Below are 22,773 nucleotides of genomic sequence, written 5' to 3'. Positions count from 1 at the left end.
GGTTTCCACCATTTTCGGCCATGGCGGCTCCCGACCAAAATACGCCGTTCCAGTCCTGCGTTCGGTATGTCAGCTAACGCCAAAAGCTGTCGGTCCGGCCGCGCGAGTGGCGGTTCTGCAATACGGCCACTTCCGGACATTTGAGAGGGCGATCGAGCTCACCGAAAGCGGACGTAAGCGCTCCGACTCCAGTAAAGGTGGCGGTCAACCGATTGTGGAGAACAGCTACGCGAAAAATTGTCGGGCACCGGCGGCTGACACGCGCCGACCTATTCAGCCACGACGGTTTCGCCGAGCAACAAGGCGCCAAGGCCGAGCCACTCTGCCATTCGTTCGAGTTCAATGACCAGGCGCTCGCGGGTCTCGAGCGGCGCATCTCGCTCCAGCGTGATCCTCTGCGCTCGCAGCACGCCATCTTGGCGGTCGGCTTTGAGATCCACCCGCGCTACCAGCGCTTCATCGAGCAGGAATGGCAGCACGTAATAGCCATGGGTGCGAAGTGGCTGCGGTACGTAGATCTCGATACGATAGCGGAAGCCGAACAGCCGCTCTGTCCGACCGCGCTCCCACACGAGGGGGTCAAAAGGTGCCAGCAGCGCAGCACCGCGAATTCGGCGTGGATTCGCTGCTTCACAATGCAGCCAGGCCTTCTGGCTCCAGCCCGCAACCTTGACCGGTTCAAGGATACCCTCCTCGACCAAGCTCGCTATTGCCGGATCCCCCTCGGCGGGTTTCAACCGAAAGTAGTCGCGGAGATCCGCGGACGTGGCGACACCGAGCGCCCGTGCGCTGCGCTCGATGAGTAGGCGCTGCGCGGTCGCCGCACTCGGTGTGGGGAGTGCGAGGACGTCCGCCGGGATCACCCGCTCTGTCAAATCGTACAGGCGCGCGAAACTGCCACGCCGCGTTGCGGTGGTGATGCGCCCCGCCCAGAAAAGATACTCCAGCGCGTGCTTGGTGTGGCTCCACTCCCACCAGCCGCTCCGACTTGAGCCGTTCTCGAAGTCGGCGGCGGCGAGTGGGCCATCGGCAGCAATCCGCGCGAGCACCGCATCAGCTTCGGTGCTGCGCTCGTTCGCAAAGCGCCTGAGCGCAGTGTACCCGGTCTCGCCGCGTTCGGCTTTCGCCATCCGCCACCGGAACAGCGGATGCAGACCTATCGGGAGGAGCGAAGCTTCATGCGCCCAATACTCGAAAAGGCGTCGGCCACATTTGGGGCCCCATGCATCGCGCTCGAGGAGTGCACGATCGTAAATGCCCAGCCGTGAGAAGGCTGGTAGATAGTGTGCGCGCGTCAGCACGTTAACGCTGTCGATCTGGAAAAGCCCAAGGCGGTCTAAAGTTCGGCGTAACTGAGCCGCGCCCACCTTCGAAGGGTATCGCGATCCAAACCCCTGCGCGGCTAGAGCAATCCGCCGTGCATCAGCGAGGGAAAGGCTGGTCGTCATCTCTTCGCTGATTGATCGGAGAATGGGCGAGGTCAAGCGAAGTGGCATTGGCAACCGATCCGTTGCATGTAGACGGCTGCGCCCCGTTCCCTCGGTTCAGCCGGCTCACCGAGCATGCCAAAGGCCGGCGCAGACTGTATGGCGCGAAGGGGAGGCTGCCGGCTATCTCCAATGGCATCTGCCGACCACCATATGCCGCTCCCAGCCTCCGTTACAACGGTAGCTCCTGGAACAGCTGCCATTGCCATTCCTTCCATTCGTCCGGCAGCAGCGCGCTCAATATGGATCGATCGAGGTGTGTCGAGCCGTCCCGATAGCCGTCGTTGCTCATAAGCTGCTTGCTGTTATCAAGCTGGCACTTCTGCCGAGCGGCGCCAAACGTCGTTGGTGAGGAAGCGTTGAACTTCATCCCTCCTCGACGGCGGCTCGGGAAGCGCATTGCTAGTCGGGTTGCCGCGCAGCTTTATGGCGGCTGGTCGTCCAAAGCGCCACTAGCCCCATCAGCGATGTCGCGGCGCCTGCCAGCGCCACGGCCGGATAGCCAAGTCCCGCGGCGATCACGCCGCCCCCCAGCGCGGCACCGGACGCGTTACCAAGATTGAATGCGCCGATATTAACCGCCGAGGCGAGGTTCGGGGCGTCCGCTGCCGCGGTCATCACCCGCACCTGCAGCGGCGGCACCAGCGCGAAGCTCGCGACTCCCCACAGGAAGATCAGCACCGCGCTCGGTCCCGCCTGCGGCATCAGCAGGGCAAAGGCGATCAGGATGGCAGACAGGCCCGCCAGCGTGATCAGCAAGGTCCGGTCGACCGAGCGATCGGCAAAGCGGCCGCCCAGCCAGTTGCCCGCCGTGAGCCCGAGACCATAGACCACCAGCATCGCGGTGATGAAGCCCAGCGAGGCATGCGTCGCGTCACGCAGGATCGGCGTGATATAGGTGAACACGGTGAACATCGCGCTCGATCCGATCACGGTCAGCGCCAGCGCGCCCAGTACCTGCTTGCGGGTGAGCACCCGGAGCTCTGCGCGCACGTTGCCGCCTGCGGGCGCGGGAAGCGCGGGCAGGGTCAGCCGGAGTGCTGCCATCGTCAGCACGCCCAGGGCGGCGATGCCCCAGAAGGACGCGCGCCACCCGAGATGCTCGCCCGCCCAGGTGGCGAGCGGTACACCCACCACATTGGCAAGAGTCAGCCCCATAAACATCGAGGCGACCGCGCTGGCCCGGCGCTCGGGCGCTACCAGCCCCGCCGCCACGACCGATCCGACCCCGAAAAAGGCGCCGTGGTTGAACGAGGTGAGCACGCGGGCGACGAGCAGCATCGCATAGCTGTCGGACACCGCCGCGAGTAGATTGCCTACGGTGAAGATGCCCGCGAGGCCGATCAGCAGCATCCGCCGCGGCACCCGTCCGGTGGTCAGCGTCATCAGCGGCGCGCCGATCATTACGCCCAGCGCATAGGCGCTGATCAGCAGCCCTGCCGCGGGGATGGAGACCCGCAGATCCTTCGCAATGACAGGCAGCAGCCCCATCGGCGCGAATTCGGTGACGCCGATGCCGAACGCACCGACCGCGAGGGCCAGCAGGCCGAGTTGGTTCTTCATACGTGGCTCGGTGCCAGGCGGGCAAAGCCCTCCTGCTGGCGATAGGGGGTGTGCGGATAGGGCGGCAGCACGTCGCTGGCGCGATCGAGCGTGGCGATCTGCTCCGCGCTCAGCGCCCAACCGACGGCGCCGAGATTCTGGCGCAGCTGCGCCTCGTCGCGGGCGCCGATGATCACCGAAGACACGGTCGGACGCTGCAGCAGCCAGTTGATCGCGATCTGCGGCACGGTCTTGCCGGTCTCGGCGGCGACCGCTTCCAGCACATCGACGACGCGGTAGAGATGCTCGGCCTCGACCGGCGGCGCGAACTGCTCGGTCGCATGCAGGCGGCTGCCTTCCGGGATCGGGCGATCGCGGCCGATCTTCCCGGTCAGCCGGCCCCAGCCGAGCGGGCTCCATACCAGCGCGCCCACGCCCTGGTCGACGGCGAGCGGCATCAGGTCCGCCTCATAGGCGCGGCCGATCAGCGAGTAATAGACCTGGTGGGCGACCAGCCGCGGCCAGCCATGGCGCTCGGCGAGGGCCTGCGCCTTCATCACCTGCCAGCCGGGATAGTTAGATACGCCGGCATAGCGCACCTTGCCGGAAGCGATCAGCAGGTCGAACGTGCCCATCACTTCCTCGGTCGGGGTGGAGGCGTCGAAGGCGTGCAGCTGGAGCAGGTCGATATGGTCGGTGCCCAGGCGGCGCAGCGCATCTTCGACCGCACGGATTAGCCGCGCGCGCGAGGCACCCCAGTCCTGCGGGCCGTCGCCCGTCGGCAACCCGGTCTTGGTCGAGAGTAGCACCGCGTCGCGGCGGCCGCGGATCGCCGAGCCCAGGATTTCCTCCGAGGCGCCGCCCGAATAGACGTCGGCAGTGTCAAACAGCGTCACGCCGGCATCGAGGCAGATGTCGATCAGCCGGCGTGCCTCGGTCGCATCGCTCTGGCCCCAGGCGCTGAACAACGGCCCCTGACCGCCGAAGGTGCCTGCGCCGAAGCTGAGCGCGGGCACGCGCAGCCCCGATCGTCCCAATTGCCGATATTCCATGATCACCGTCCTGTTGCTTAGTCCGGGCAAAGATGGACGGCCTGGCAGCGGCGGTGTAGCTGGGGCGAACGCGAAGGATTTGTGCAATGGACGCAAAGCTGAGTAGCGGCAGCGACCGGGCGCATGCGCTGGCGCTGTTCGCTGCGGTGATCGAGCAGGGCAGCTTCTCGGCTGCGGCGCGGCATTTGGGCATGAGCCCATCGGCGGTGGCGCGCGCGGTCGACCGGATCGAGGCGCGGCTGGGCGTGCGCCTGTTGCTGCGCTCCACCCGGGCGCTCTCGCTCACCGCCGAGGGCCGCGCCTATCTGCAGGCGGCGCGGCGGATCCTCGCCGATCTCGACGATGCGGAGCAGCAGATCGCCGATCAGGGCAGCCCGCGGGGGCGATTGCGGGTCAGCGCAGCGCTATCGCACGGGCGGCTGTGCGTGGTGCCGCTGCTCGGCACGTTCGCCGCGCTCTACCCCGATATCCTGATCGACATCGCGCTGACCGATACTCTGGTCGACATCGCTGCGGGGCAGGCCGATGTCGCGGTGCGGTTCGGACCGCTGCCGGACAGTTCGCTTACCGCCCGCAAGCTTGGCGAGACCCGGCGGGTGATCGTCGCCGCGCCGCACTATCTCGCGCGCCACGGAATGCCGCAGGTGCCCGAGGACCTGTTCGCCCATAATTGCCTGAATTTCAGCTTTCGTCGTTCCGAACCCGTTTGGCCGTTCCGCCGCGGTGGCCATGACTTCGCGCTATCGGTGCGCGGTGGAGTCGAAGCCAATAATGGCGAGACGCTCGGGCAGTTGGCGGCAATCGGGGTTGGCATCGCGCGGGTGGGTGCCTTCAGCGTGGCCGAGGAGATCGCAAGCGGCGCGCTTGTGCCGCTCCTTGAGGCGTTCAACCCCGGCGACGTCGAGCAAATCCACGCGGTGTTCGTGGGCGGCTCGAATGTGCCGGCGCGGGTACGGGTATTCGTAGATTTCCTCGCCGCCAACCTCCGATAGCGTCTTGCTCAAGGCCAAGTACGCTGCGGCGTTCTGCGCTCAGAAGCCTTCTAGCAGATTACGACCAAGAACGTTCGGCAGCCGCCGACCAACTCAAGCCGTGCCCATAAGCGGGTGGAACGGCGGCTAGGGCTGAAACCCGACGGTCAGGCGTAGCGCACGATGGTGCTTCCGAACCACTTGAGGGGACCTGATTGGAAAACCGGGCCCAACTCCGCCGCCAACCTAGAATGATGCGCGCCTTACGCAGCTCGCGTAATCTCAGCGAATGCCTGCACGAGCGCGTCGAAGGTGAACCTGTAGCGGCTGCCGTTTCGTAGGTCCTCATGCATTACAATCCACACCGGAAGAGGCAGATCGAAGACGTCCTTCAGCACACGGCAAAGATCCGGATCCCGCCTTGCCACGGCGGTCTGGCAGATACCGATGCCGAATTCGGCCCGGATAGCTTCGAACTGCGCTGTCGCATCGTCTACACGCAAGGCGAACATTGAACGGTCGATCCCCGGCAAATGGCGCATGCCTGCCCTGGTGAACGGTGTCTCGGTGTCGAAGCCGATCAGGTCGTGTTCGGCGAGATCCTCGAGCCGGCTGGGCACGCCTCTTCGCCTAAGATAGCTGCGATGTGCGTAGAAGCCGAGGCGCACGGCGCCGACGCGCTTGGCCACCAGCGATTTCTGCTCGGGCTGCGCCATGCGTATGGCGATGTCAGCCTGACGTTGCAGCAGGTCGTCCAGATCGTCGGTCAGCGCCAGTTCGAAGTGCAGCCTGGGTTGCGCGCGGCGGAGGCCCGTCACGATTGCCGGCAGGTGGTGTGCCCCCACTGCCTGGCTGGCAGTGATGCGCACTGTGCCCTCTGGCATCCCCGGCGCACCTTCGGCGGATCTGCGGAGCGCTTCCGCCGCCGCGACAAGGGCTTCGGCGTGTGGGCCTAGCGCCAACGCCCGATCGGTGGGAGACAGACCCCGCTGCGAACGGACGAACAGCGTGCCACCGATCGCCTGCTCCAGTGCATCGATATGGCGGGCAATACTCGGCTGGGTCAGGCCGAGCGCGCGCGACGCAGCCGACAGCGAGCCCTGCTGCAGCACCGCTGCGAAGCTGCGGTAAACATCCCAACTCGGTTCCTTGCTCATCAATTTTCGTATAGCAGCTGCACACAATACGACAATTCTCGTTCATCATCGTCGGCGTCATCTTCCTCCGGACAAAGAAGGAGGCGAACGATGAAGAAAACAGCGTTGGTTCTGGGCGCGTCGGGTGGCGTCGGTGGTGCCGTGATGCGTCGTCTGATCGCTGGCGGTTGGGCGGTCAGGGCTTTGACCCGCCGTGCCACTGCCGATTTTCTGACAGGATGCGAGGCTGTGATAGGGGACGCGATGGATGCGGAGTCTGTCGCATCCGCTGCCGAGAGCGCGTCGGTCGTCGTCCATGCGGTCAATCCGCCGGGCTACCGCGACTGGGATCGCCTCGTCTTGCCGATGCTCGAGAACACGATCCGCGCCGCATCCGCGAGCGGCGCCCGCATCCTGCTGCCAGGGACGGTCTATAACTTTGGGCCGAACGTGTTCCCGAACATCCGCGAGGACGCACCGCAGACGCCGAAGACGCGGAAAGGCCTGATCCGGGTGGAGATGGAGCAGCGGCTCCGCACCGCGGCGGAACAAGGTAAGTGCAGCGTGCTCATTGTTCGGGCGGGCGATTTTTTCGGCCCCGGTGCGGCGAACAACTGGTTCGGGCAGGGTCTGGTGATTCCTGGCGCGCGTCCCAAGGTCATCCGCAATCCGGGCACGCGCGGCGTCGGCCATCAATGGGCGTACTTGCCCGACGTCGCGGAAACCATGGTGCGGCTGCTGGAGCGCGCGGACCTGCCGCCCTTCGCCGCGTTCCACATGGAGGGGCACTGGGACCCTGACGGGCGCCAGATGGTGCAGGCCATCGCCCGTGTGCTCGGGGATCCGGCCGTGCCGATCCGTCCGCTGCCCTGGTGGCTGCTTCGCCTCGCGGCGCTGGTGGCGACCACGCCGCGCGAGATGATGGAGATGCGCTATCTCTGGCGGCAGCCGGTTCGATTGCTCAACGACCGGCTCGTGGCGACGCTCGGCGGCGAGCCCCATACGCCGCTCTTGGAAGCGGTGCGCACAACGCTGACCGATCTGCAATGCATCTGATGCCGCCGGGGCGTGGCGGTCGGCGGCGTGCCGATACCTTCATGCTTACCCTCGACTGACGCACCTTCGATCTGCAAAGGGCGACGCCATGCAGCTGTTAGCGCCGATACTTTTCGTTCTGATCTGGTCCACCGGATTCATCGTGGCGCGGGCGACGACGCCCTATGCGGACGCGGAACTCGTACTCGCTGCCCGCCTTCTCCTCACGGCGTTGTTGCTGGGCGTCGCCGCCCTGTTGGCAGGTCAGCGATTACCCCGATGGCGGGGTCTGGCGCTCCACTTTGCGGCAGGCGGGCTGCTGAACGGCGTGTATCTAGGGGCAAGTTGGTGGGCAATCGGCAACGGTATGCCTGCGGGCGTCATGGCGCTCTTGGGAGCACTTCAGCCGCTAATCGTTGCGGTGGGGTCGTTCGTGCTGCTGGGCGAGCGCTTGCGCTTGCGCGCGTGGCTCGGGTTGTCAATCGGATTAGCCGGAGTGGTGCTGGTGCTCTATCCGATTCTCGGCCGTAGCGGAGGGCAGCCCATCACGCCCTTGGCGCTGGCCGCGGCCGTTGGTGCGATCATCGCCATGGCTGCCGGCACGATGATCCAGCGTGGCAAGGCCGCGAGTGACCCGGTGTTCGTTGCTGGTGCAGTCCAGAATATGGCGGGGGCGCTAATTTGCGGAGCGGCTGCGCTGTTGCTCGGACAGGACCGTTGGATCAACGTGCCGCCGCTATGGATTGGTCTAGGCTGGTCTGTGCTGGGGCTTTCGGTTGTTGGCGTTTCCCTGCTGGTTTGGATGACCCGTACGCAGGGCGCGACGCGGGTCAGCGCGCTACTCCTGCTCGTCCCGCCGCTAGCGGCGGTCGAAGCCTGGCTGATCTTCAATGAGCAACTTGTTCCGCTGCAGCTGCTGGGGTTCGCCGCAGCGCTGGGAGGCGTGATCCTGGCCCGAAGCCGACCGACAGCAGGACCGCCGAACGAGGCGGCTGGGTAATCTGCCTATGAGGGGCTCAGAAAACTGCCATAGGTCGGTGCTCATGGCTTTTGCAACGCTTCTCCAGCCACCGTTCAGTGTCGGCTTTTCACAAGAGCTGTCGTTCGTCGTACCAACCGATAACGACCGCTTCGTCCCACTTCCGGTCCTTGGCGAGGTGGATCTGCGGGCCGTTTGCCCGGTTCCGCTTTTTGGTTGATCAGTCGCCTTGTTGGCCGTCTGAGAGTAGTTGCGCAGCTGGGTACCCCCTCCCCTGCCCGCGCGTCGGACCTACTGCGAACCAGGCTCGCGCCATGTCCGCTTCTGGGAAGCCGTCGAGCACCTTCTAATGGCCGACTTTGGGCGCGCTGCCGTCAGAACGTCGCGGTACGGCTTCGCTGGATAATCGAGTCCTTTGCTACTTCACGAAGCTCCCTGTTGCCAGAACGGCTTCTGGGTCCCCTAATTCCAGCATAGCTCGAATCGCTGCCGCTTTATCCGGCTGCCGGTTGTACCAGCGCTCCCAGATTCGCTGTCCCAACCAATAGCCAGCCTCCCCCGGCCATCCCGCCGGGGCACTGCCATAGTTAGCCACCCACCGATGAACGCTCTCGGCTGCCGGCGTTCCTGGCTTCATCTCGTTAATTCGTAGGCCCGCCGTCGTTTTGAGGTCAGCTTGGAACTGCTCCCATAGCTTCGCCTCACGAGGCTTCGCCCAAGCAGCGCGTGCTGGATCCATCTGCTGCCCAGTGACGAGCATGGCGACGAAGTCGGCTGCGCCTTCGGTCAGAACCTCGCGTAGCAGAGCGTTCCCTTTATCCCCGTCATCATCGGACTGGAATACGTGCACCGTCTCGTGGGCGTAAAAGCCACGAAGGATCGTGCGGAGCTGCTCGGGGGTCTCCGATATGCGACAAAGCGTCTCGAGGCCCAACACCTGAGCGCCCGGCCCAGCGGTGCCGCCCGAATTGTCCGCTCCGACTACCAAATATATACGCGGGAGCGCTCGCTCTGGAAGAAGCCCATGAAAGGCTAGATACGTAGCGCGAAGTTCCGATGTAGTTTGCTTGGCAATCGGAAGACAGGTTCGGATCGCCTTAGCATATAGGTCAGGCTTCGCTGCTATTCTGGACGCGAGGTACGACGCATCGCGAATGCGGTTAGGTGTAAAAACCCTGACGGCATTAACTGCCTTGATCTAGATATTCATGCTGGAGCTGTGCTGCAGTTGGTCGGCCATTTGTGCGCTCAAACAGGGCCGCGAACCGGTCTGCATCGCCCGTCTCTATTTGAGCGGCCAATGGGTCGACCGGTGGCGGGATGTTTTCGGTAAGCGTGAAGGCAGCGATCGCCAGCAGTGTCGAACCTATCATACCCGCCCCGCTCAATCTCGGGAGGGTCCTCTCCCCCGGCGGCACTATGGGTAGCGCACTCGGGCTGCTGCCGGAAGCGGATTAGCCAACGGCTCGCCGACTAGCCGAAGCGACCTCGAAGAGAGCCTTCGCTGTCTGCCTGTCAACGAAAGCATCATCTGGCCAGACGATCGTTGCGACCGTAGCCAGCTTGAACCGAATGCCCGCTTCTGGGAAGCCGTCGAGCACCTCTTAACGGCCGGAAGTGGGCGCTCAACTTGCGCGGTGCCCTCCACCCCACTGCCGCTCGCCCTCCTCTCCCGGCGCGATCTGTACCTATCGATCGAACTTCGGGATGTGCGCTGGGCGCAACATGGAGCTTTGGAGCAACCGATAAGGGAAGGGCCCAGGTTCGTCCACCTGAGCCCCTCTAACAGTGCTACTATCTTATGAGAGCGTTCAGATCCCGCGCTCCGCTGCCGTTCGCATGCCATCCGGCGACATGGGGGCGCGTAGGTCTGGCCTCAGCCCGCCTGAGCAAGCCGGCGCGAGCCGCTGGAGCGGCGACGCCGGAGGCTCAAACCTGCAGCCCCGAAGCCAGCGATCATAAGGCCCCATGACGCGGGCTCAGGAACTGCCGAAGGATCAAAGGTGGCATTACCGCCATACGACCCCAGGCCTCGCGACACACCGGTTATGGTGATGGTGTTGAGCACGCCGGCCTTCACCATCGCGTCAGTGAGCGCGAAAGATTCGCTGGCGCCGCAGCTACCGACGCCACGAGTGGTGCACACCTTGTTGTCGAGATCGAAAAGCGTGCGCTCTGCGTTCAAGCCGTTGAAGAGAACGGAGGTGATGTCGAGATCCGTTGACATCAGGAAAGCAGTTTGGGTCACACTGGTCGTCACCGAACCGCTTCCGGTGCCATCCTGCCCGAGCGTGAATTGGAAGAGGTCGGTGAAGTCGCCGGCCGCAATGCCGGTGTGGCCAAAGGTCGCAGCGACAGGGCCGGAGAACGGATTGCCGGCAACGACGAATGTTGTTCCAGCAGGCTGGACGCTAGGGGTGATGATCGTGGTCGCAGCATCGGCTGCAGTCGCGCCGAGGATGCTTGCGGAGATCGCGGCAACAGCCGTAAGATAACGCTTCATACAAACTCTCCCTGCACACATTAACAGACCATTAACGAGCCTGGTGGCGGCGGAACGGTCGGCATCGCCGTTGGTTTCAACTCTAGGATTGCAGCTTGGCGAGGATCTGTCCCGAAATGGAGCAGCTGGGACATGGCTATAAATGATCTGAGCCGCTGCGCCTTTTCTCACCATCGCTGACGTCCGCGTAAACGCTTGAATGCGCGCGCCCTGGCCGATGAATGGCAGCAAGCCATTCAGTTCAAGTCGCCCGCAGCGCCGCTCTAGCGGTGTGAGGCGGCGACTTCTGGAAAGGCTGATTGGCCTGTCGAACACGTGGAAGACGAACAGCTGCCAACGCCCACCATCTTCGTTGGGGTGAAGAAGGGACCTACCCCTTCTAGCGCTTCTTGACGCCTCTACTCGCCGAGCTGCTTGTGACTTTCAGACGCCCACGCTCGGCATCGCTCCTTATAACGCTAACCTACTTGACCTCTGCGAACGTTCGCGTCAAGTTCACTAGCGCCTGCGGTTAGCTATGGAACAATCTTAGCCGCCATCTGCATTTCAGGTGGACCGGCAAGCGAAGGGCCCAGGGGTGTCTACCTGGGCCCTTTTGCCTTTGTCGCCCCGTGGTCAGCATTTCTTAGCCGACCCACTCTAATGCTGTTGCTCCATAAGAAGCAACAGTACTAGAAGCGCAGATTACTTCAGGCTGCCTGAGCCGGACGGCGAGCGCTGCTCGAGCGACGACGGCGCAGGCTGAAGCCGGCCGCACCGATGCCGGCGATCATAAGGCCCCACGAGGCCGGCTCGGGAACTGCGGACGGATCGAAGGTTGCGTTGCTGCCATAGGAGCCCAGACCGCGCGAGACGCCGGTGATGGTGATGGTGTTCAGCACGCCGGCCTTCACCATAGCGTCCGTGAGAGCGAAGGACTCGCTGGCTCCGCAGCTGCCGACACCGCGGGTAGAGCAAACCTTGCCGCCGAGATCGAACAGCGTGCTGCTCGCAGCGAGGCCGTTGAAGACGACCGAAGTGATGTCGAGGTCAGTGAACTTCAGGAAGCCAGTCTTGGTGACGCTGGTCGTCACAGAACCGCTGCCGGTGCCGTCCTGACCGAGCGTGAACTGGAAGATGTCCGTGAAAGCGCCCTTGGCGATGCCGGTGTGACCGAACGTTGCCGCGACCGGACCGGAGAACGGGTCGCCCGACACGACGAAGGTAGTGCCCTTCGGCTGCACGCTCGGGGTGATGATCGTGGTTGCAGCCTGGGCTGCGGTCGTGCCAAGAAGGCCCGCCGAAATGGCGGCAACGGCCGCGAGATAGCGCTTCATACAGTAGTCTCCCTGAAAAGGTACTAGGCCGTTAAGGATGTTCGGCCGCAGTGCCGAACGCTTAGCCAAGTGCTTGGTTCCATTCAGCAAATTTGCGGTGAACCGAGCTAACCGGCCTGCCCCGCATCGCTGCCAGCCAGATCGTTCCACGTAGGCCAAAATTCCGCCGCGTTTTCGGAACGGACAGGCCTAAATGCGGGTAACCCTTAGCGTAAATGTTTTGTTCTCGGGGTACCCGTAGCTTGGGTCGAGAGCAAAATGACGGGGCAAATCATGACATTAGACGTAGTGAACGCGGCTGCCGGACGTACGCCAGCCGGCGCTGGATCCTTGGCGACGGAGTGTCTGCACCACAATCCGCGTGCAGCCCTTGCGGATTACGGAATCCAGGTCGCGTCAAATCGGCAACAGCGATCGCAGGCGGCGGAGCTTCTCAACAGAATGTACGGGTGGCGCGGCTATGGCAGCGATCATAAAATTCCTGAGGGAGAAGCTTGCACCACCTTTCTTGCTGCCTCGGCCGAAGGGCTGGTCGGCACGCTGACCCTGACCGTCGACGGGGCCGCTGGCCTTGCCGCTGACCGCACCTTTGAAGATATCCTCGACACTTTCCGTGCCGCTCCAGGCTCCAGCATTTGTGAGCTGACGAAGTTCGCGTTCGACGCGTCTACTCCGGCTCGACCCCGCTTGGCACACCTGTTCCATGCTGTGCTGATTTACGGATCGTCCAAGCACCGATGCACAGACCTCTTCATTGAAGTGCATCCCCGGCACCGAGCCTTCTACGAAGCGATGCTAGGCTTTCGCCCTGTGGCAGACGCTCGAACAAATGTAAGTGTTCAGGCGCCCTCCCATCTGCTCTGGCTCAGCGTCGATGCGATAAGAGCAAACATCAGGAGTCACAGGGAAGCGGGCAAGAGCAATCCGCGGTCACTGTACCCCTATTTTCTGCGGGAAGGCGAAGAAGCATCGCTAGCCACAGCTTTCCGTGACCTTGAGGGCGCTTGCGCCATCGATCGACAACCCGCAGGGCAGGCATAATCTGCACCCACGTTGTGCCAGGGCGCGATACCGGGCTTTATCGAATATCGAAGGCATCGGTCATTACGTGAAGCGCTTCGTGATGACGCAAAAGAGCCCGCCGGCTGCGAAGCTCGGCGGACTCTTCTACCAGTCGGCGGACGGGGGGTGCGAGAGCCCACCAACTGCGTTACCTAGTATCCTGTCAGGGAATCGAAAAACGAACCTCGTCGGGAAAGGTTCCGGAGTTAGAGGGGGTTAAGCAACGGTCCTTTGCCCGTCCCTTGCAGAACGAGACGCTCATCCGTCAGTCGCCGGGCCATTCCAGCTCGAGGTCCATTACCCAACGCGCTGTAGCCGTTTGAACGCGCATTTTTTTGCGGTCGCTTCAACCGTTGGCCACTCAGTTCCCGAAGGCGTTGCGGAAAAACGATCAGCGCGCTCTGATTGCCGCTTCTCGGAAAACATCTACGCTCCCGGACGTGCCGCTGTGGGCGCTCAGTTATCCAAGCGTCGGCCCTCCCGCGGCTCGTCGGCTCTCCGTTCGAGCGACGCGATATTCGAAACCTCAAATCAGTCAAAAAAAGCTTAAATTACTTTGGCGTTCCTGCCCGAAAATCATCGGCGGATTACTGGGCGGGCCGCGGAACCACTCCAGCAGAAATGCCAGCGATCAACGTAACGTCTCTCTCGAGGCAATCAGTGCAACGGCCGTGAATATGCGTCCAGCACCGTCAAAGCGGCCTCACGAATCACCAGCCAGGCTTCCAGCTGATCGATGTCTCCCTGCGACTGTGTTTCGCGGATCCTCTGCTCCAGGAACTTTCGAGCGGCGTCGCCATGTTGCTCAAAGAGCTCATGGGCAATCAGAAACGCTCTGGCCTCTTCCTCGCGGGTCACAGATGCTCCAGTGGTAACGTCCTAAGCTTAGTTTAGCTGTTCCGTTCCTCTGAAGCCAGCTTGGCGCTTGCAAGCGCCAAGCTTGCTTCCTCGCCTGCGAGCGCCCGCGTCCGGAAAGTTCTCCTGTGACCTTGAACTACAGAGATTCAGCTTGCAGCTGGCAAGCGATTTCAAGCCGATCGAGGCAGGTTCTGGCGAGAGCTGCCGTTTAGACCCGTCATGGGAACGGCAGGAATGTGCCGTTCTCGTCCCATCAATGCGGGCCTGCGGGCCGTTCGTCCGCGTCCGCATTTGGGCTGATCAATCGCCCCGCTGGCGTCTGAAAGTAGCTGCGCAGATGGGTGCTCCCTCTCCGTCCGAGGGTCGGGACGTATTGCGAGCCAAACCGCCACCATGTGCGCTTCTGGGAAATCCTTGGGTAACTGCTAACGGCTCAAAGTGGGCGCGCAGCGGCTAAATTCGACCTCAGCTGACAAAATCCGACTAAGGGTCTCGTGCTAAGACGTGTGCCTGATTCCCGGACCGAAAAAAGCTGCATCCAGGAATGCGCTTTTCGCACTTGCGAAAGGCTCTGCTGCACTGCACATTCCAACTGCCTTTCAGGCATCCTCTCCTAAACCTTATTCCAGGTCGCTTCTCTCGAGGCGGCCTTTTTTGTGTCCGCGACTCGTCTCCCGGCGCATCATCGGAGGTAACTGCGAACCAGGCTCCCGCCATGTCCGCTTCTGGGAAGACGTCGAGCACCTCTTAACGGCCGGAAGTGGGGCGCGCAGCTGCCTGGCGCCCCTGCCCTCCTCCGGGCGACCGTTACCGCGCCAATTACGGCCGTTCGAGAGAGGAGCGCGAGTTGCCGAGATCGACCGTTTGTTCAGCGCGAGCTTTCCCGTTTCTCCGTCTCCGATGAGCCGTTTAGGGAAAGGGTATTCAGGAACAGGTTGGGAAAGTTCTACCTGCTGCCCAAGTAGAACGTCAGGGTTTTCGGCGTCCTGCTAATCCAAGCTGCTCGCAGTAGGTCGGGACCGTTGCCGGCTCGGCGGGCCGCGCGCGCGGCCGAACGGAAAGAAGCGCGAGCAGCGTCTTGCCCGGCTCCTCGATCATTGGAAGGTGCCCGGAATAGGCAAAGCGGCAAGCGGTCCGACCAGGTGCCGCCAAATGGGCCAGCCAGCGTTCGGCGATGTCGGACGGAGTCGTATTGTCGCGCTCGCCGAGCAGCAACATGACGGGAACGTCGAGGTGGTGGAGCGCGGAGAACGACAGGTCGGCGATCCGCGGCCACAGCGTGGTCACGGTGAACGCGCTACCCTCGTTCCAAGCTTTGCGGTCGGCGGGGGTGTAGAGTGGCGAAAGCTTAGTTGAGTCAAAGTAGAAGTTGGCGTCCGAACGGTAGCCAGCGAGCGAGCCGTAGCGGTTGGCATAAGCACGCCACGCATCGGCCTTGTCGATCGTAAAGGGACCGGCGTCAGGGTAGGGACGCAGCGCCTCGATCGCGCGCACCGCCTCGGCATCCTTGCGCTGGCGAGCGGCCGCCAGCGTCCGTGCCATGCCGACACGCTCGTTCTCGCGCGTGTCGATCAACTGGCCCATGCCGATATAGGCGTATAGCAGATCAGGTCGTTTCTCCGCGACCGCTAGCCCCACCGTAGAGCCGAAGCTGTGCCCGAGTAGGAACACCTTGGGTTGGCCGAAGCGGGTGCGCAGTTGCTCGATCAGCTCGATTGCGTCGTCGAGATAGCGATCGAAGGTCAGCGTTGCCGCGATCGTGGCGGCGTCGTTTAGCGGATAGGAGCGGCCCGCGCCGCGCTGGTCCCACTGCACGACGGTGAAAAAATCCTCCCACGGATGTTGAAAGGTCCAGGCCATTGGCATCTCCACCGAGCCGGGACCGCCGTGGATGTAGATGAGGACTGGGTTGCGCCGATCGGCGCCGCGGATGTTGACTACCTGCCGTGCCCCGCCGAGCGTCAGGGTCAGCGTTTCGTCGATACCGTTCGGCGCGACGATCCGCTGAACGTCGGCGATGATCGCGCGGGCAGGGCCGAACGGGTCGTCAGGAGTCGACGAACTTGCGGCCGGGCGTGAAGGTGCCTGTTGCGCGACCGCCGACTGGCCGCACAGCGCGGCGATCAGAAGCCCGAAGGCGGACAAGCGTGATAAGACCTGCATTCGGATCGCGTCCTCTTGCAGCGTGATGCTGCCAGCGCATCCTATCGGTTAAGGCCCACCCTGATAGCCCCAGTGGTCATTGTCAGTGCTTCCCTCGAAGACGATCGTTTGAGGGAAAGGATGCTAGGCTCAGGTCGGCGATGCACGTCCGCATTCCCGTAAGCGAAATTTCCGCTTTCCACCACTCTCGGCCGCCGCTCTCATCGCACGAACATCTTCAAGTTCCATGTTGCGAATTGTAACGGCAACGTGAAAGTACGCGCGTCAGTAGGAGGGATGGATGCTACGCGGAACCTGCCACTGCGGGGCAGCAGGGTGGACCCTTGCGGGCGACCCTGGGCCCATAACGGCTTGCAATTGCACGCTGTGTCACCGTTATGGCGCCTTATGGGCGTACGATTTCGAGGGTGAGCGTGTAGCCGTCACCGGTAAGACAGCGAGTTTTCGCCGTCCAGGCAAGACGGATCCCGCGCTAGAGATTGTCTTTTGTCCGTCCTGCGCTGGCGTGCTCGCTTGGAGGGGGTTGCGACTGGACGAGGATGGTCGCCGGCGTATGGCCGTCAACGTGCGTCTGTCGTCAGTTGATAAGGTTGGCCACCTGCCGATTGATCATTTTGACGGCCTCGATACATTCGATGATCTCCCATCTGACGGGAAAACAGTGCGCGATCTCTGGTTCTAACAAGGCGACTGGCAACGTTCGCTTTCCACCACTTCCAGCCGCCAGCCGCGGGTGTTGGATGCGAGCCGTTTGCGTCCGCTTTCGGGAAGGTCGATCGGCCTCCTGAATGTCCGAAACTGGGCGCGGACCTGCCAAGCGGTTTCACGCCGACTAAGAGGCAGGTTTTGGCGAGAGCTGCCGTTAGACACCTCACGCAGGAACGGCAGGAATGTCCCAAGCATCCCAGTTTTCGAGGCTGGCAAAAAGGCTGGAAGGCGGAAGCTGTAGCGTCACGGCAGCTCTTAAATTCAGTAGCTCGGACGCGACGCTTGCTTCTTCGGGTCGAGATGCTGGAAGGCTACCCTCCGCCTAATTCCAGAGCTCGAGCGTTTCCCATCGGACCGGGAAGCCGGAGTTGCCGACGACAACGCCCGGGATCACCGGGAACGTCGCAAAATGGGCTTTGAGGCGATTTGCCCATTCTAGGGCGGCATTCGGATCGATCGTTCGCAGCAAATATTGGATGATCGCGGCAACGGCATAGAGTCGGCTGTGCGCGAAAACGTCTCCAGCAAGGTGTTCCAGCAGGGCAAACTCACCGGGCTTGGGCGGAATAGGCTGGTCCGCCGGCGAGCGGTTCCATAGTCGCGAGTGATGGGCAGCAACATTGCGAATATGATTGATGGCACGCAGCCAGCTGGGGAGCAGAGGCCTGCGGGAAATACCGAAGTGGCTGGCCAACTGCTGCTGATCAGCAACAGTCATGCCACCAACCAGCTTGGAAAGCATGCCAAAGTCCCATACTTCGATGCTGATCCACAAAGGGAGCGGGCCGCCATATTTATCGCGGTAGTGCGTGGTGAACTGCTCCTTTGATCGCTGTTCATGCTCATCTAGCCTGGCGAGCCATGCTTGGAAGGGGATTATCCCATTCGAGGTGTTTGGTTGCATCGCGAACTTGGGGTAGAAATGAGCAGCCTGACGGTGCGCCCACGGCCCGTGCGGTCCCAACAGCAAAGCCACGGAAACGCGCGTAGCGATTTCAATTCGCTCTACCGCTTCGAGAAACAAGGCGCGGAGGCGACGATCAAACTCGGCAAGCCCGATCGCCTGATTCAAGGTCGCGCCGGCCACGAACTCGTCAGAATAGATGACCGCGGGCTTACCTGCGCGATCAAAGCCAAGCGTGGTCTTGCGCAAAGGGTGCCAATAGCCGCTAAGACGATAATATCCATATTGGGCGAGCAAGCGTTCTGCGGCCGCAGGGTCCCCGAGGTCGAGGCCCCGGCCCTGCAGCAAGGCGGCTTGTCCAGAAATGTCGAGAAACGATTTCGTATAGGGCAGGGGCATGCGGATACCCCTAAACGAAAACCGGCCCGCGCACACCCAAAGGTGAGGGGGCCGGCCGTGTTGAGCGCGATATAGGCGCGAGATGTTACCATTTCAACAAAAAGTTGAGCAGCTATCACCCCGCGAGAATGGGCAATGCCAAAAGCCGGAGGTCACTACCGATAGGCACGAGTCTGCGCTTGCAAGCCTACATCCGCTTTCGCCTTTCCAGGCCCAAAAGCTGCCTGGCAGCTTACAGCCCAGTTGCGGCCGCTGTGGGAAGCCGCCCCGGCGCTCGCCGGATGTCGGCTCGTGGCAACACCTGACGTTCAGGCCGCAACTTGGGAATGGCGGCTTTGTCCCACTTCCAGCCCCACGCGGTCCGGATCTGAGGCTCGGTCGTGTGCGTCCGCTTTTGGGTGTTCAATCGGCGTGCTGAATGTCTGGAATTGGGCGTGATCAACCCTACATCGGCAGTCATGAGAGTGGAGTCGACCACTGGCGATTGGCTCTTTCGGCAGTGATCAGGTCCGACGAAGCGCCGAATGCACGTCTCGAGGTTCAGCGTTGAGCGCGGCGGAGCGCGAGAGTGTCTCTTTCTGCTGATCTGCGCTGAACTAACAATCTCGTAAAGTCCGCGGGATCGGCGGGGCGCCCGAAATAATATCCCTGCATCAGGTCGCACCCTGCCGCGCGGAGTGCCGCACCTTGTTCCGCGGTTTCCACGCCCTCGGCTATACATGATAACCCGAGAGACTTGCAAAGACCTATGACGGCGTTGACAATCGACGCGCTACATTGGTTATGAAGATCAAGCGCGAAGCTACGGTCGATTTTGACCTTGTCAAGCGGCAACCGATGCAGGTTACTGAGGCTAGAGTAGCCGGTGCCAAAATCGTCTAGTGCGACTTCCATTCCTATCGCGCGGAAACGCCCTAACGCATTAACGGCTGCATCCAGATTCCGCATTACTGCGGTTTCTGTTACCTCAATACACAGGCGTGCTGGATCGACCGAGGAGCGGCGTACCAGAGATAGCAACTCGTCGACAGTCTCGGCACGCTGCAGGTCGCAAGCAGACACGTTGACGGAGAGGATCTGCTTGCCCGGAAGCTCCTCAAGGAGCTTCAGAGCCGAACGCACCGCGTTTCGTGTCAGCTTGTGGATCTGTGCGCTGCGCTCCGCGACTTCGACGAACTGCTGGGGGTTGATTATCCCAAGTCGGGCGCTGGTCCAGCGGGCCAGTAGCTCGCCTCCTACAATTCCGCCCGTCGCCGCGGACACGATCGGCTGTATTTCAAAGCGTAACTCGCTCTCGAATGAGGCAGATTGTAACTCGACTTCAATCCGATGATCACGTTTTACACTGCGCTCGAGTTCGCAATTAAACAGAATTGCTCTTCCGGTCCTCTCCCGCTTGGCTTGGTACAATGCCTGGTCTGCACGTTCTGCAACCTCTTGAGGTTGGAGGCTTAAATCTGCGTAGGCACCCAAACCGATAGACGCACCTACGCTTACCTGCCGGTCGCCGACCCTAACCGGTGCAGCAACGGCCAGGCACAATTTATCGGCCAATTGCGACGCGTGGTCAGCGCCAAGCGACATGATCATGGCAAACTCATCGCCGCCGATGCGGTAGAGTGTGGCGTCGTCACCTGCCGTTTTGCGAAGCCGCTTTGCGATCTCAATAAGCAGTTGGTCGCCCATGTGGTGACCGAAGGTGTCGTTGACCGGCTTGAAGCGGTCAAGATCGATCAACCCGACCGTCACCCGTCCAATATTGGAAGTTACGGCGGCTAAGCGGAGGTCAGCATAGAAGCGGCGGCGATTGTAGAGACCAGTTAGGCCGTCGCTGTCGGCGAGCAGCCGCGCTTCCTGCTCCTGTCGTGCCGCCTCTGCCGCGGTTAAAGTATGCTCGGCCAGTTGCTTGTTCAGGCGTTGCACACGCCGAGCGATCAACGCGGCAATCGCGAGAAAAAGGCCGGTGAAGGTGAGGAAAATCGGTGTCAGCTCGCGAACCGCGGCCGTGCCAGGTTTGAGGCGCGACCATGCGATGACTCCGACCCGCTTACCCGACCAGCCCCGGACCTCCGTCGTTGCGACTTCAGAAGAAGTGGGCGGCCCAGCCTCCCACCACAAACGCCGCAAACCAAACCCTCGCGCCCATTCCTCGAGCAAGCTATGGTTGAGCAGGCGGATGTCGACGAAGATGCGGTACGATGAGCGGTTGAGAATGGGCGCGCCGGTTTCGCGGACGATAGGCGAGAACGCGATCAAAGCGGGCTGGCCCTGGACTATCCCCAAAATTACGTTCGCGCTAGCGCGTTTCCGAACCGCCGCTTCGGTCGGGGGCACTCGCTCAAGAAGAGCTCGCAGCGCAGGTGCCCCGATCAGGCGCTTTAGAGGGGGCTCATGGCCTTCGGGTAAATGAGCAAATAGCGTGTGCCCCTGCGCGTCGATCACGTAGCTCCGCCCGATCGGCGTGCCCCACTGCGAGGAGACCCACGGGTCGCTCATCGAACCGTAGGCGTGCACGACAGCATCATTCCAATGGGAGTTGATATAGGCTTCGTTGCTGATCCGGGAGCGCTCTCGGTCGACCGCTCCAGCAATGGAGGAGGCGATCAGCGTGTCTGCATTCCGATCGGCGTTTACCGCCAACGAACCTACTACCAGGACCGACGTCAGCACGGAAAGGCACACCAGCGCTGCAAGCAGCGCCGACGTTGACCGCCCGACAGCGTGCACGATGCGCCGTACAGCGTCGAGGCTTCTCCCGACTACCGCTGAGAAATTTGCCATGAAATCAAATTGCGGGAGATGCGCTAATCAAGCGTGAACTCCTCCTTACGCAATCGACCGATGCCGGCTGGTAAAAGAAGGTCGTGGAGCACGGGGGCAACGTGTGCTGCACGCGCGTTCCAGCATGGTTTCACAGGCGTAGCTTCTCTTGTGGCGCCACCTCAGCCTCTCAGCCACGAGCACCCGAGGAGAGCACATCGGCTTGGCCCCGGTATAACCACGGTAGGCTGCGCTCATGGAATTGCCATTATGAGTCCCTAAGCACGCCAACCTGGGAATGTGGGAGGCCAGTTGATTGGTTCGTTCTGAGTTGGTGAACTGCCTAATGAGAGACAATCTCGCCCTGACTACGCAGGAGGTGGAGCACATTGTTACTGTTTTCTTCGACGAGATCGTTCCCAAACTCAGCTATGACGGCCGAGTCGAGCTACGCGATTTCGGTGCATTTTCAACGCGTGCCCGCGTTGCCCGTGTTGGGCGAAATCACCGCAGCGGAGAGCCGGTTGAGATTAGCGCCACCCGCACGCCCCACTTCAAGCCAGGCAAGGAGATTCGTCAGCGCCTCAATGTGTGAAGCGTCCAACCCCAGCTTGGTTCGCGTGCCCACACTCCGCTGCGACCGGGTCAGCAGGCACCCGGATCATTGATAGTGTCACTTGTGGAGCTGTTAGTCGACTGACGGCAGGCAAGCGGGTTCGAACGCGATATGCCTATTAGCAAGCGGCGAGGTTGATCGCAACGCTGCCATGTCGATCAATCTGATTCGGTGGTCGGACCTAGCGATCAGACCATCCGCCTCGAGGCTCCGGATCGTCCGATTGACGTGCACCGAGGTGAGGCCCAGCAGGTCTCCTAAAACCTCTTGCGTGAGCGGCAGGTCGAAGGTGTCATTTTCTACGAGGCCAAGCAGCGAGAGCCGTGCATGCAGGTCAAGCAAGGACCCGACACAGCCGCTCCCTTGCCGTAGCATGGCCAACTGCGGCTAGGGTATCCATGAGCGTGATCCGCTCGACCTGCACAGCCATAGTGAACAGGGCGGCGAGCCGCGGCTCGCTCCGGTAGAGGTCGCGGAAACGCGTATAAGGCACAAACGCGGTCACGGATTGCGTGATGCAACTCAGTGTGTCCGCCGCTGTCGGCAGCGCCATGCTGGGAGTGCCGAGCATGTCGCCTGGTAGGTGCACCTTCTGGATCAGGCGCTTGCCGCTCCGCAGGGTTATTGATGAGGCAATCCAGCCCTTAATGTGCAGGTGAAATCCGGTGTGCTTATCGCCTTCACGTTGAAAGGTCTCTGCGCGCCGACGGTGCGTCTCAGTTTGCGCCAGGGCTCGCAGCGCGGCTTCTTCTCGTGGTGTGAGGTGGGCGAGCGCTTGATACCGGTGGATCGAATAGGTCAACGAACTTCCATCCGCGTCCCGCCGTTATGTCAGGGTGTGAGCCGAAGCCCATGTTAATGAACTGGAGGCGTGGTGCAAGGACGTCGACGCCTAACGCCGGACGAGAGTTCCGCCCGACAGCGGTAACGAGCGTTCTTGAGCTGCTGGCCAAAGCCGATGTGCAGCCCAGGCTCCGTCTGCCCTATCGATTTTAGACGGGCCGTACCCAGTGGGTAGTGCGCGGCGAAATATGGTCGTTATCGTTCGCGGCCCGGGAAGCCCACGACGCTCGCAACGCTGCGAAGTTCTCGAGATCTACCAAATCCATGGCTCTGCTCACGCTTCTTCACCGCAGGTAATAAGGCTTGCCTCGTTAACAGTCAGTTATCCATAAATGACGAAACGGGATCGGGTAACCGGTCGTGACTTCGAAGCGCTGAATCTCACCATGCGCTCAGAAGGGAACACGGGATATCGCTACTGCTCAGTCCGGGAGCTGCC

General features: G+C 62.0%; 20 protein-coding genes. 6 read left to right on the top strand and 14 right to left on the bottom strand.

The window, feature by feature from the left end; all coding sequences use genetic code 11:
- Positions 1–269: 269 nt before the first annotated feature.
- The 4 genes from V7E00_RS18025 to V7E00_RS18010 all read right to left on the bottom strand — a co-directional run bounded on the left by V7E00_RS18025 (position 270) and on the right by V7E00_RS18010 (position 4,081).
- Positions 270–1,367, bottom strand: coding sequence for a winged helix-turn-helix domain-containing protein (locus tag V7E00_RS18025; protein WP_333574162.1), 1,098 nt, complete (start codon positions 1,365–1,367; stop codon positions 270–272).
- Between the two features lie 292 nt (positions 1,368–1,659).
- Positions 1,660–1,857, bottom strand: coding sequence for a hypothetical protein (locus tag V7E00_RS18020; RefSeq protein WP_333574032.1), 198 nt, complete (start codon positions 1,855–1,857; stop codon positions 1,660–1,662).
- A 32-nt stretch (positions 1,858–1,889) separates the two neighbouring features.
- Positions 1,890–3,050, bottom strand: a complete 1,161-nt coding sequence (locus tag V7E00_RS18015; protein ID WP_333574031.1) for an MFS transporter — start codon at positions 3,048–3,050, stop codon at positions 1,890–1,892.
- Entirely contained in the window at positions 3,047–4,081 is a 1,035-nt protein-coding gene (locus V7E00_RS18010) for an aldo/keto reductase (RefSeq protein ID WP_333574030.1), read from the bottom strand. The genes V7E00_RS18015 and V7E00_RS18010 overlap by 4 nt, the downstream gene beginning before the upstream one ends.
- Before the next feature lie 86 nt (positions 4,082–4,167).
- Between V7E00_RS18010 and V7E00_RS18005 the strand changes: the two genes are divergently transcribed.
- Positions 4,168–5,073 carry a LysR family transcriptional regulator gene (locus tag V7E00_RS18005; RefSeq protein WP_333574029.1) on the top strand — a complete coding sequence of 302 codons (906 nt, stop codon included), beginning with the start codon at positions 4,168–4,170 and terminating at the stop codon, positions 5,071–5,073.
- A 242-nt stretch (positions 5,074–5,315) separates the two neighbouring features.
- Here V7E00_RS18005 and V7E00_RS18000 read toward each other — a convergent pair whose 3' ends face one another.
- Positions 5,316–6,209 (bottom strand): LysR family transcriptional regulator, encoded by an 894-nt coding sequence (locus V7E00_RS18000; RefSeq protein ID WP_333574161.1) that lies wholly within the window; start codon positions 6,207–6,209, stop codon positions 5,316–5,318.
- A 90-nt stretch (positions 6,210–6,299) separates the two neighbouring features.
- On the opposite strand from V7E00_RS18000, the gene V7E00_RS17995 reads away from it, so the two are divergent.
- Both V7E00_RS17995 and V7E00_RS17990 read left to right on the top strand, forming a co-directional pair.
- Positions 6,300–7,244, top strand: coding sequence for an NAD-dependent epimerase/dehydratase family protein (locus V7E00_RS17995; RefSeq protein ID WP_333574028.1), 945 nt, complete (start codon positions 6,300–6,302; stop codon positions 7,242–7,244).
- Positions 7,245–7,332: 88 nt separating this feature from the next.
- Positions 7,333–8,223, top strand: coding sequence for a DMT family transporter (locus V7E00_RS17990; protein WP_333574027.1), 891 nt, complete (start codon positions 7,333–7,335; stop codon positions 8,221–8,223).
- A 397-nt stretch (positions 8,224–8,620) separates the two neighbouring features.
- Here V7E00_RS17990 and V7E00_RS17985 read toward each other — a convergent pair whose 3' ends face one another.
- The 3 genes from V7E00_RS17985 to V7E00_RS17975 form a co-directional block, all read right to left on the bottom strand.
- Positions 8,621–9,136: a hypothetical protein gene (locus tag V7E00_RS17985; RefSeq protein WP_333574026.1), complete on the bottom strand. Its 516-nt coding sequence runs from the start codon at positions 9,134–9,136 to the stop codon at positions 8,621–8,623.
- A 942-nt stretch (positions 9,137–10,078) separates the two neighbouring features.
- Positions 10,079–10,705 carry an FxDxF family PEP-CTERM protein gene (locus tag V7E00_RS17980; RefSeq protein ID WP_333574025.1) on the bottom strand — a complete coding sequence of 209 codons (627 nt, stop codon included), beginning with the start codon at positions 10,703–10,705 and terminating at the stop codon, positions 10,079–10,081.
- Positions 10,706–11,394: 689 nt separating this feature from the next.
- Positions 11,395–12,021: an FxDxF family PEP-CTERM protein gene (locus V7E00_RS17975; protein ID WP_333574024.1), complete on the bottom strand. Its 627-nt coding sequence runs from the start codon at positions 12,019–12,021 to the stop codon at positions 11,395–11,397.
- A gap of 273 nt (positions 12,022–12,294) precedes the next feature.
- On the opposite strand from V7E00_RS17975, the gene V7E00_RS17970 reads away from it, so the two are divergent.
- Positions 12,295–13,062 (top strand): N-acyl amino acid synthase FeeM domain-containing protein, encoded by a 768-nt coding sequence (locus tag V7E00_RS17970; protein WP_333574023.1) that lies wholly within the window; start codon positions 12,295–12,297, stop codon positions 13,060–13,062.
- A gap of 678 nt (positions 13,063–13,740) precedes the next feature.
- Here the strand turns inward: V7E00_RS17970 and V7E00_RS17965 are convergent.
- Positions 13,741–13,941 carry a hypothetical protein gene (locus V7E00_RS17965; protein ID WP_333574022.1) on the bottom strand — a complete coding sequence of 67 codons (201 nt, stop codon included), beginning with the start codon at positions 13,939–13,941 and terminating at the stop codon, positions 13,741–13,743.
- Positions 13,942–14,910: 969 nt separating this feature from the next.
- Positions 14,911–16,104, bottom strand: coding sequence for an alpha/beta fold hydrolase (locus V7E00_RS17960; protein WP_333574021.1), 1,194 nt, complete (start codon positions 16,102–16,104; stop codon positions 14,911–14,913).
- Between the two features lie 280 nt (positions 16,105–16,384).
- On the opposite strand from V7E00_RS17960, the gene V7E00_RS20130 reads away from it, so the two are divergent.
- A complete protein-coding gene (locus tag V7E00_RS20130; protein ID WP_443019220.1) occupies positions 16,385–16,786 on the top strand; it encodes a GFA family protein in 402 nt (133 codons plus the stop codon).
- A 348-nt stretch (positions 16,787–17,134) separates the two neighbouring features.
- On the opposite strand, the gene V7E00_RS17955 is transcribed toward V7E00_RS20130, so the two are convergent.
- Together V7E00_RS17955 and V7E00_RS17950 are read right to left on the bottom strand one after the other, a co-directional pair.
- Positions 17,135–18,115: an Abi family protein gene (locus V7E00_RS17955; RefSeq protein WP_333574020.1), complete on the bottom strand. Its 981-nt coding sequence runs from the start codon at positions 18,113–18,115 to the stop codon at positions 17,135–17,137.
- A gap of 540 nt (positions 18,116–18,655) precedes the next feature.
- Entirely contained in the window at positions 18,656–20,896 is a 2,241-nt protein-coding gene (locus tag V7E00_RS17950; RefSeq protein ID WP_333574019.1) for a putative bifunctional diguanylate cyclase/phosphodiesterase, read from the bottom strand.
- A gap of 295 nt (positions 20,897–21,191) precedes the next feature.
- Here V7E00_RS17950 and V7E00_RS17945 point away from each other — a divergent pair, with 295 nt between their 5' ends.
- Complete coding sequence (locus V7E00_RS17945) at positions 21,192–21,470, top strand: HU family DNA-binding protein (RefSeq protein WP_333574018.1); 279 nt, start codon at positions 21,192–21,194, stop codon at positions 21,468–21,470.
- 93 nt (positions 21,471–21,563) lie between these two features.
- Here the strand turns inward: V7E00_RS17945 and V7E00_RS17940 are convergent, their stop codons facing one another.
- Positions 21,564–21,866, bottom strand: coding sequence for a Crp/Fnr family transcriptional regulator (locus V7E00_RS17940; protein ID WP_333574160.1), 303 nt, complete (start codon positions 21,864–21,866; stop codon positions 21,564–21,566).
- Positions 21,826–22,293, bottom strand: a complete 468-nt coding sequence (locus V7E00_RS17935; protein WP_333574017.1) for a Crp/Fnr family transcriptional regulator — start codon at positions 22,291–22,293, stop codon at positions 21,826–21,828. The genes V7E00_RS17940 and V7E00_RS17935 overlap by 41 nt, the downstream gene beginning before the upstream one ends.
- Positions 22,294–22,773: the final 480 nt, after the last annotated feature.

The sequence above is a fragment of the Sphingomonas sp. genome, assembly GCF_036731925.1.
Lineage (GTDB): Bacteria > Pseudomonadota > Alphaproteobacteria > Sphingomonadales > Sphingomonadaceae > Sphingomonas.
This window is presented reverse-complemented; position numbering and strand designations above follow the sequence as displayed.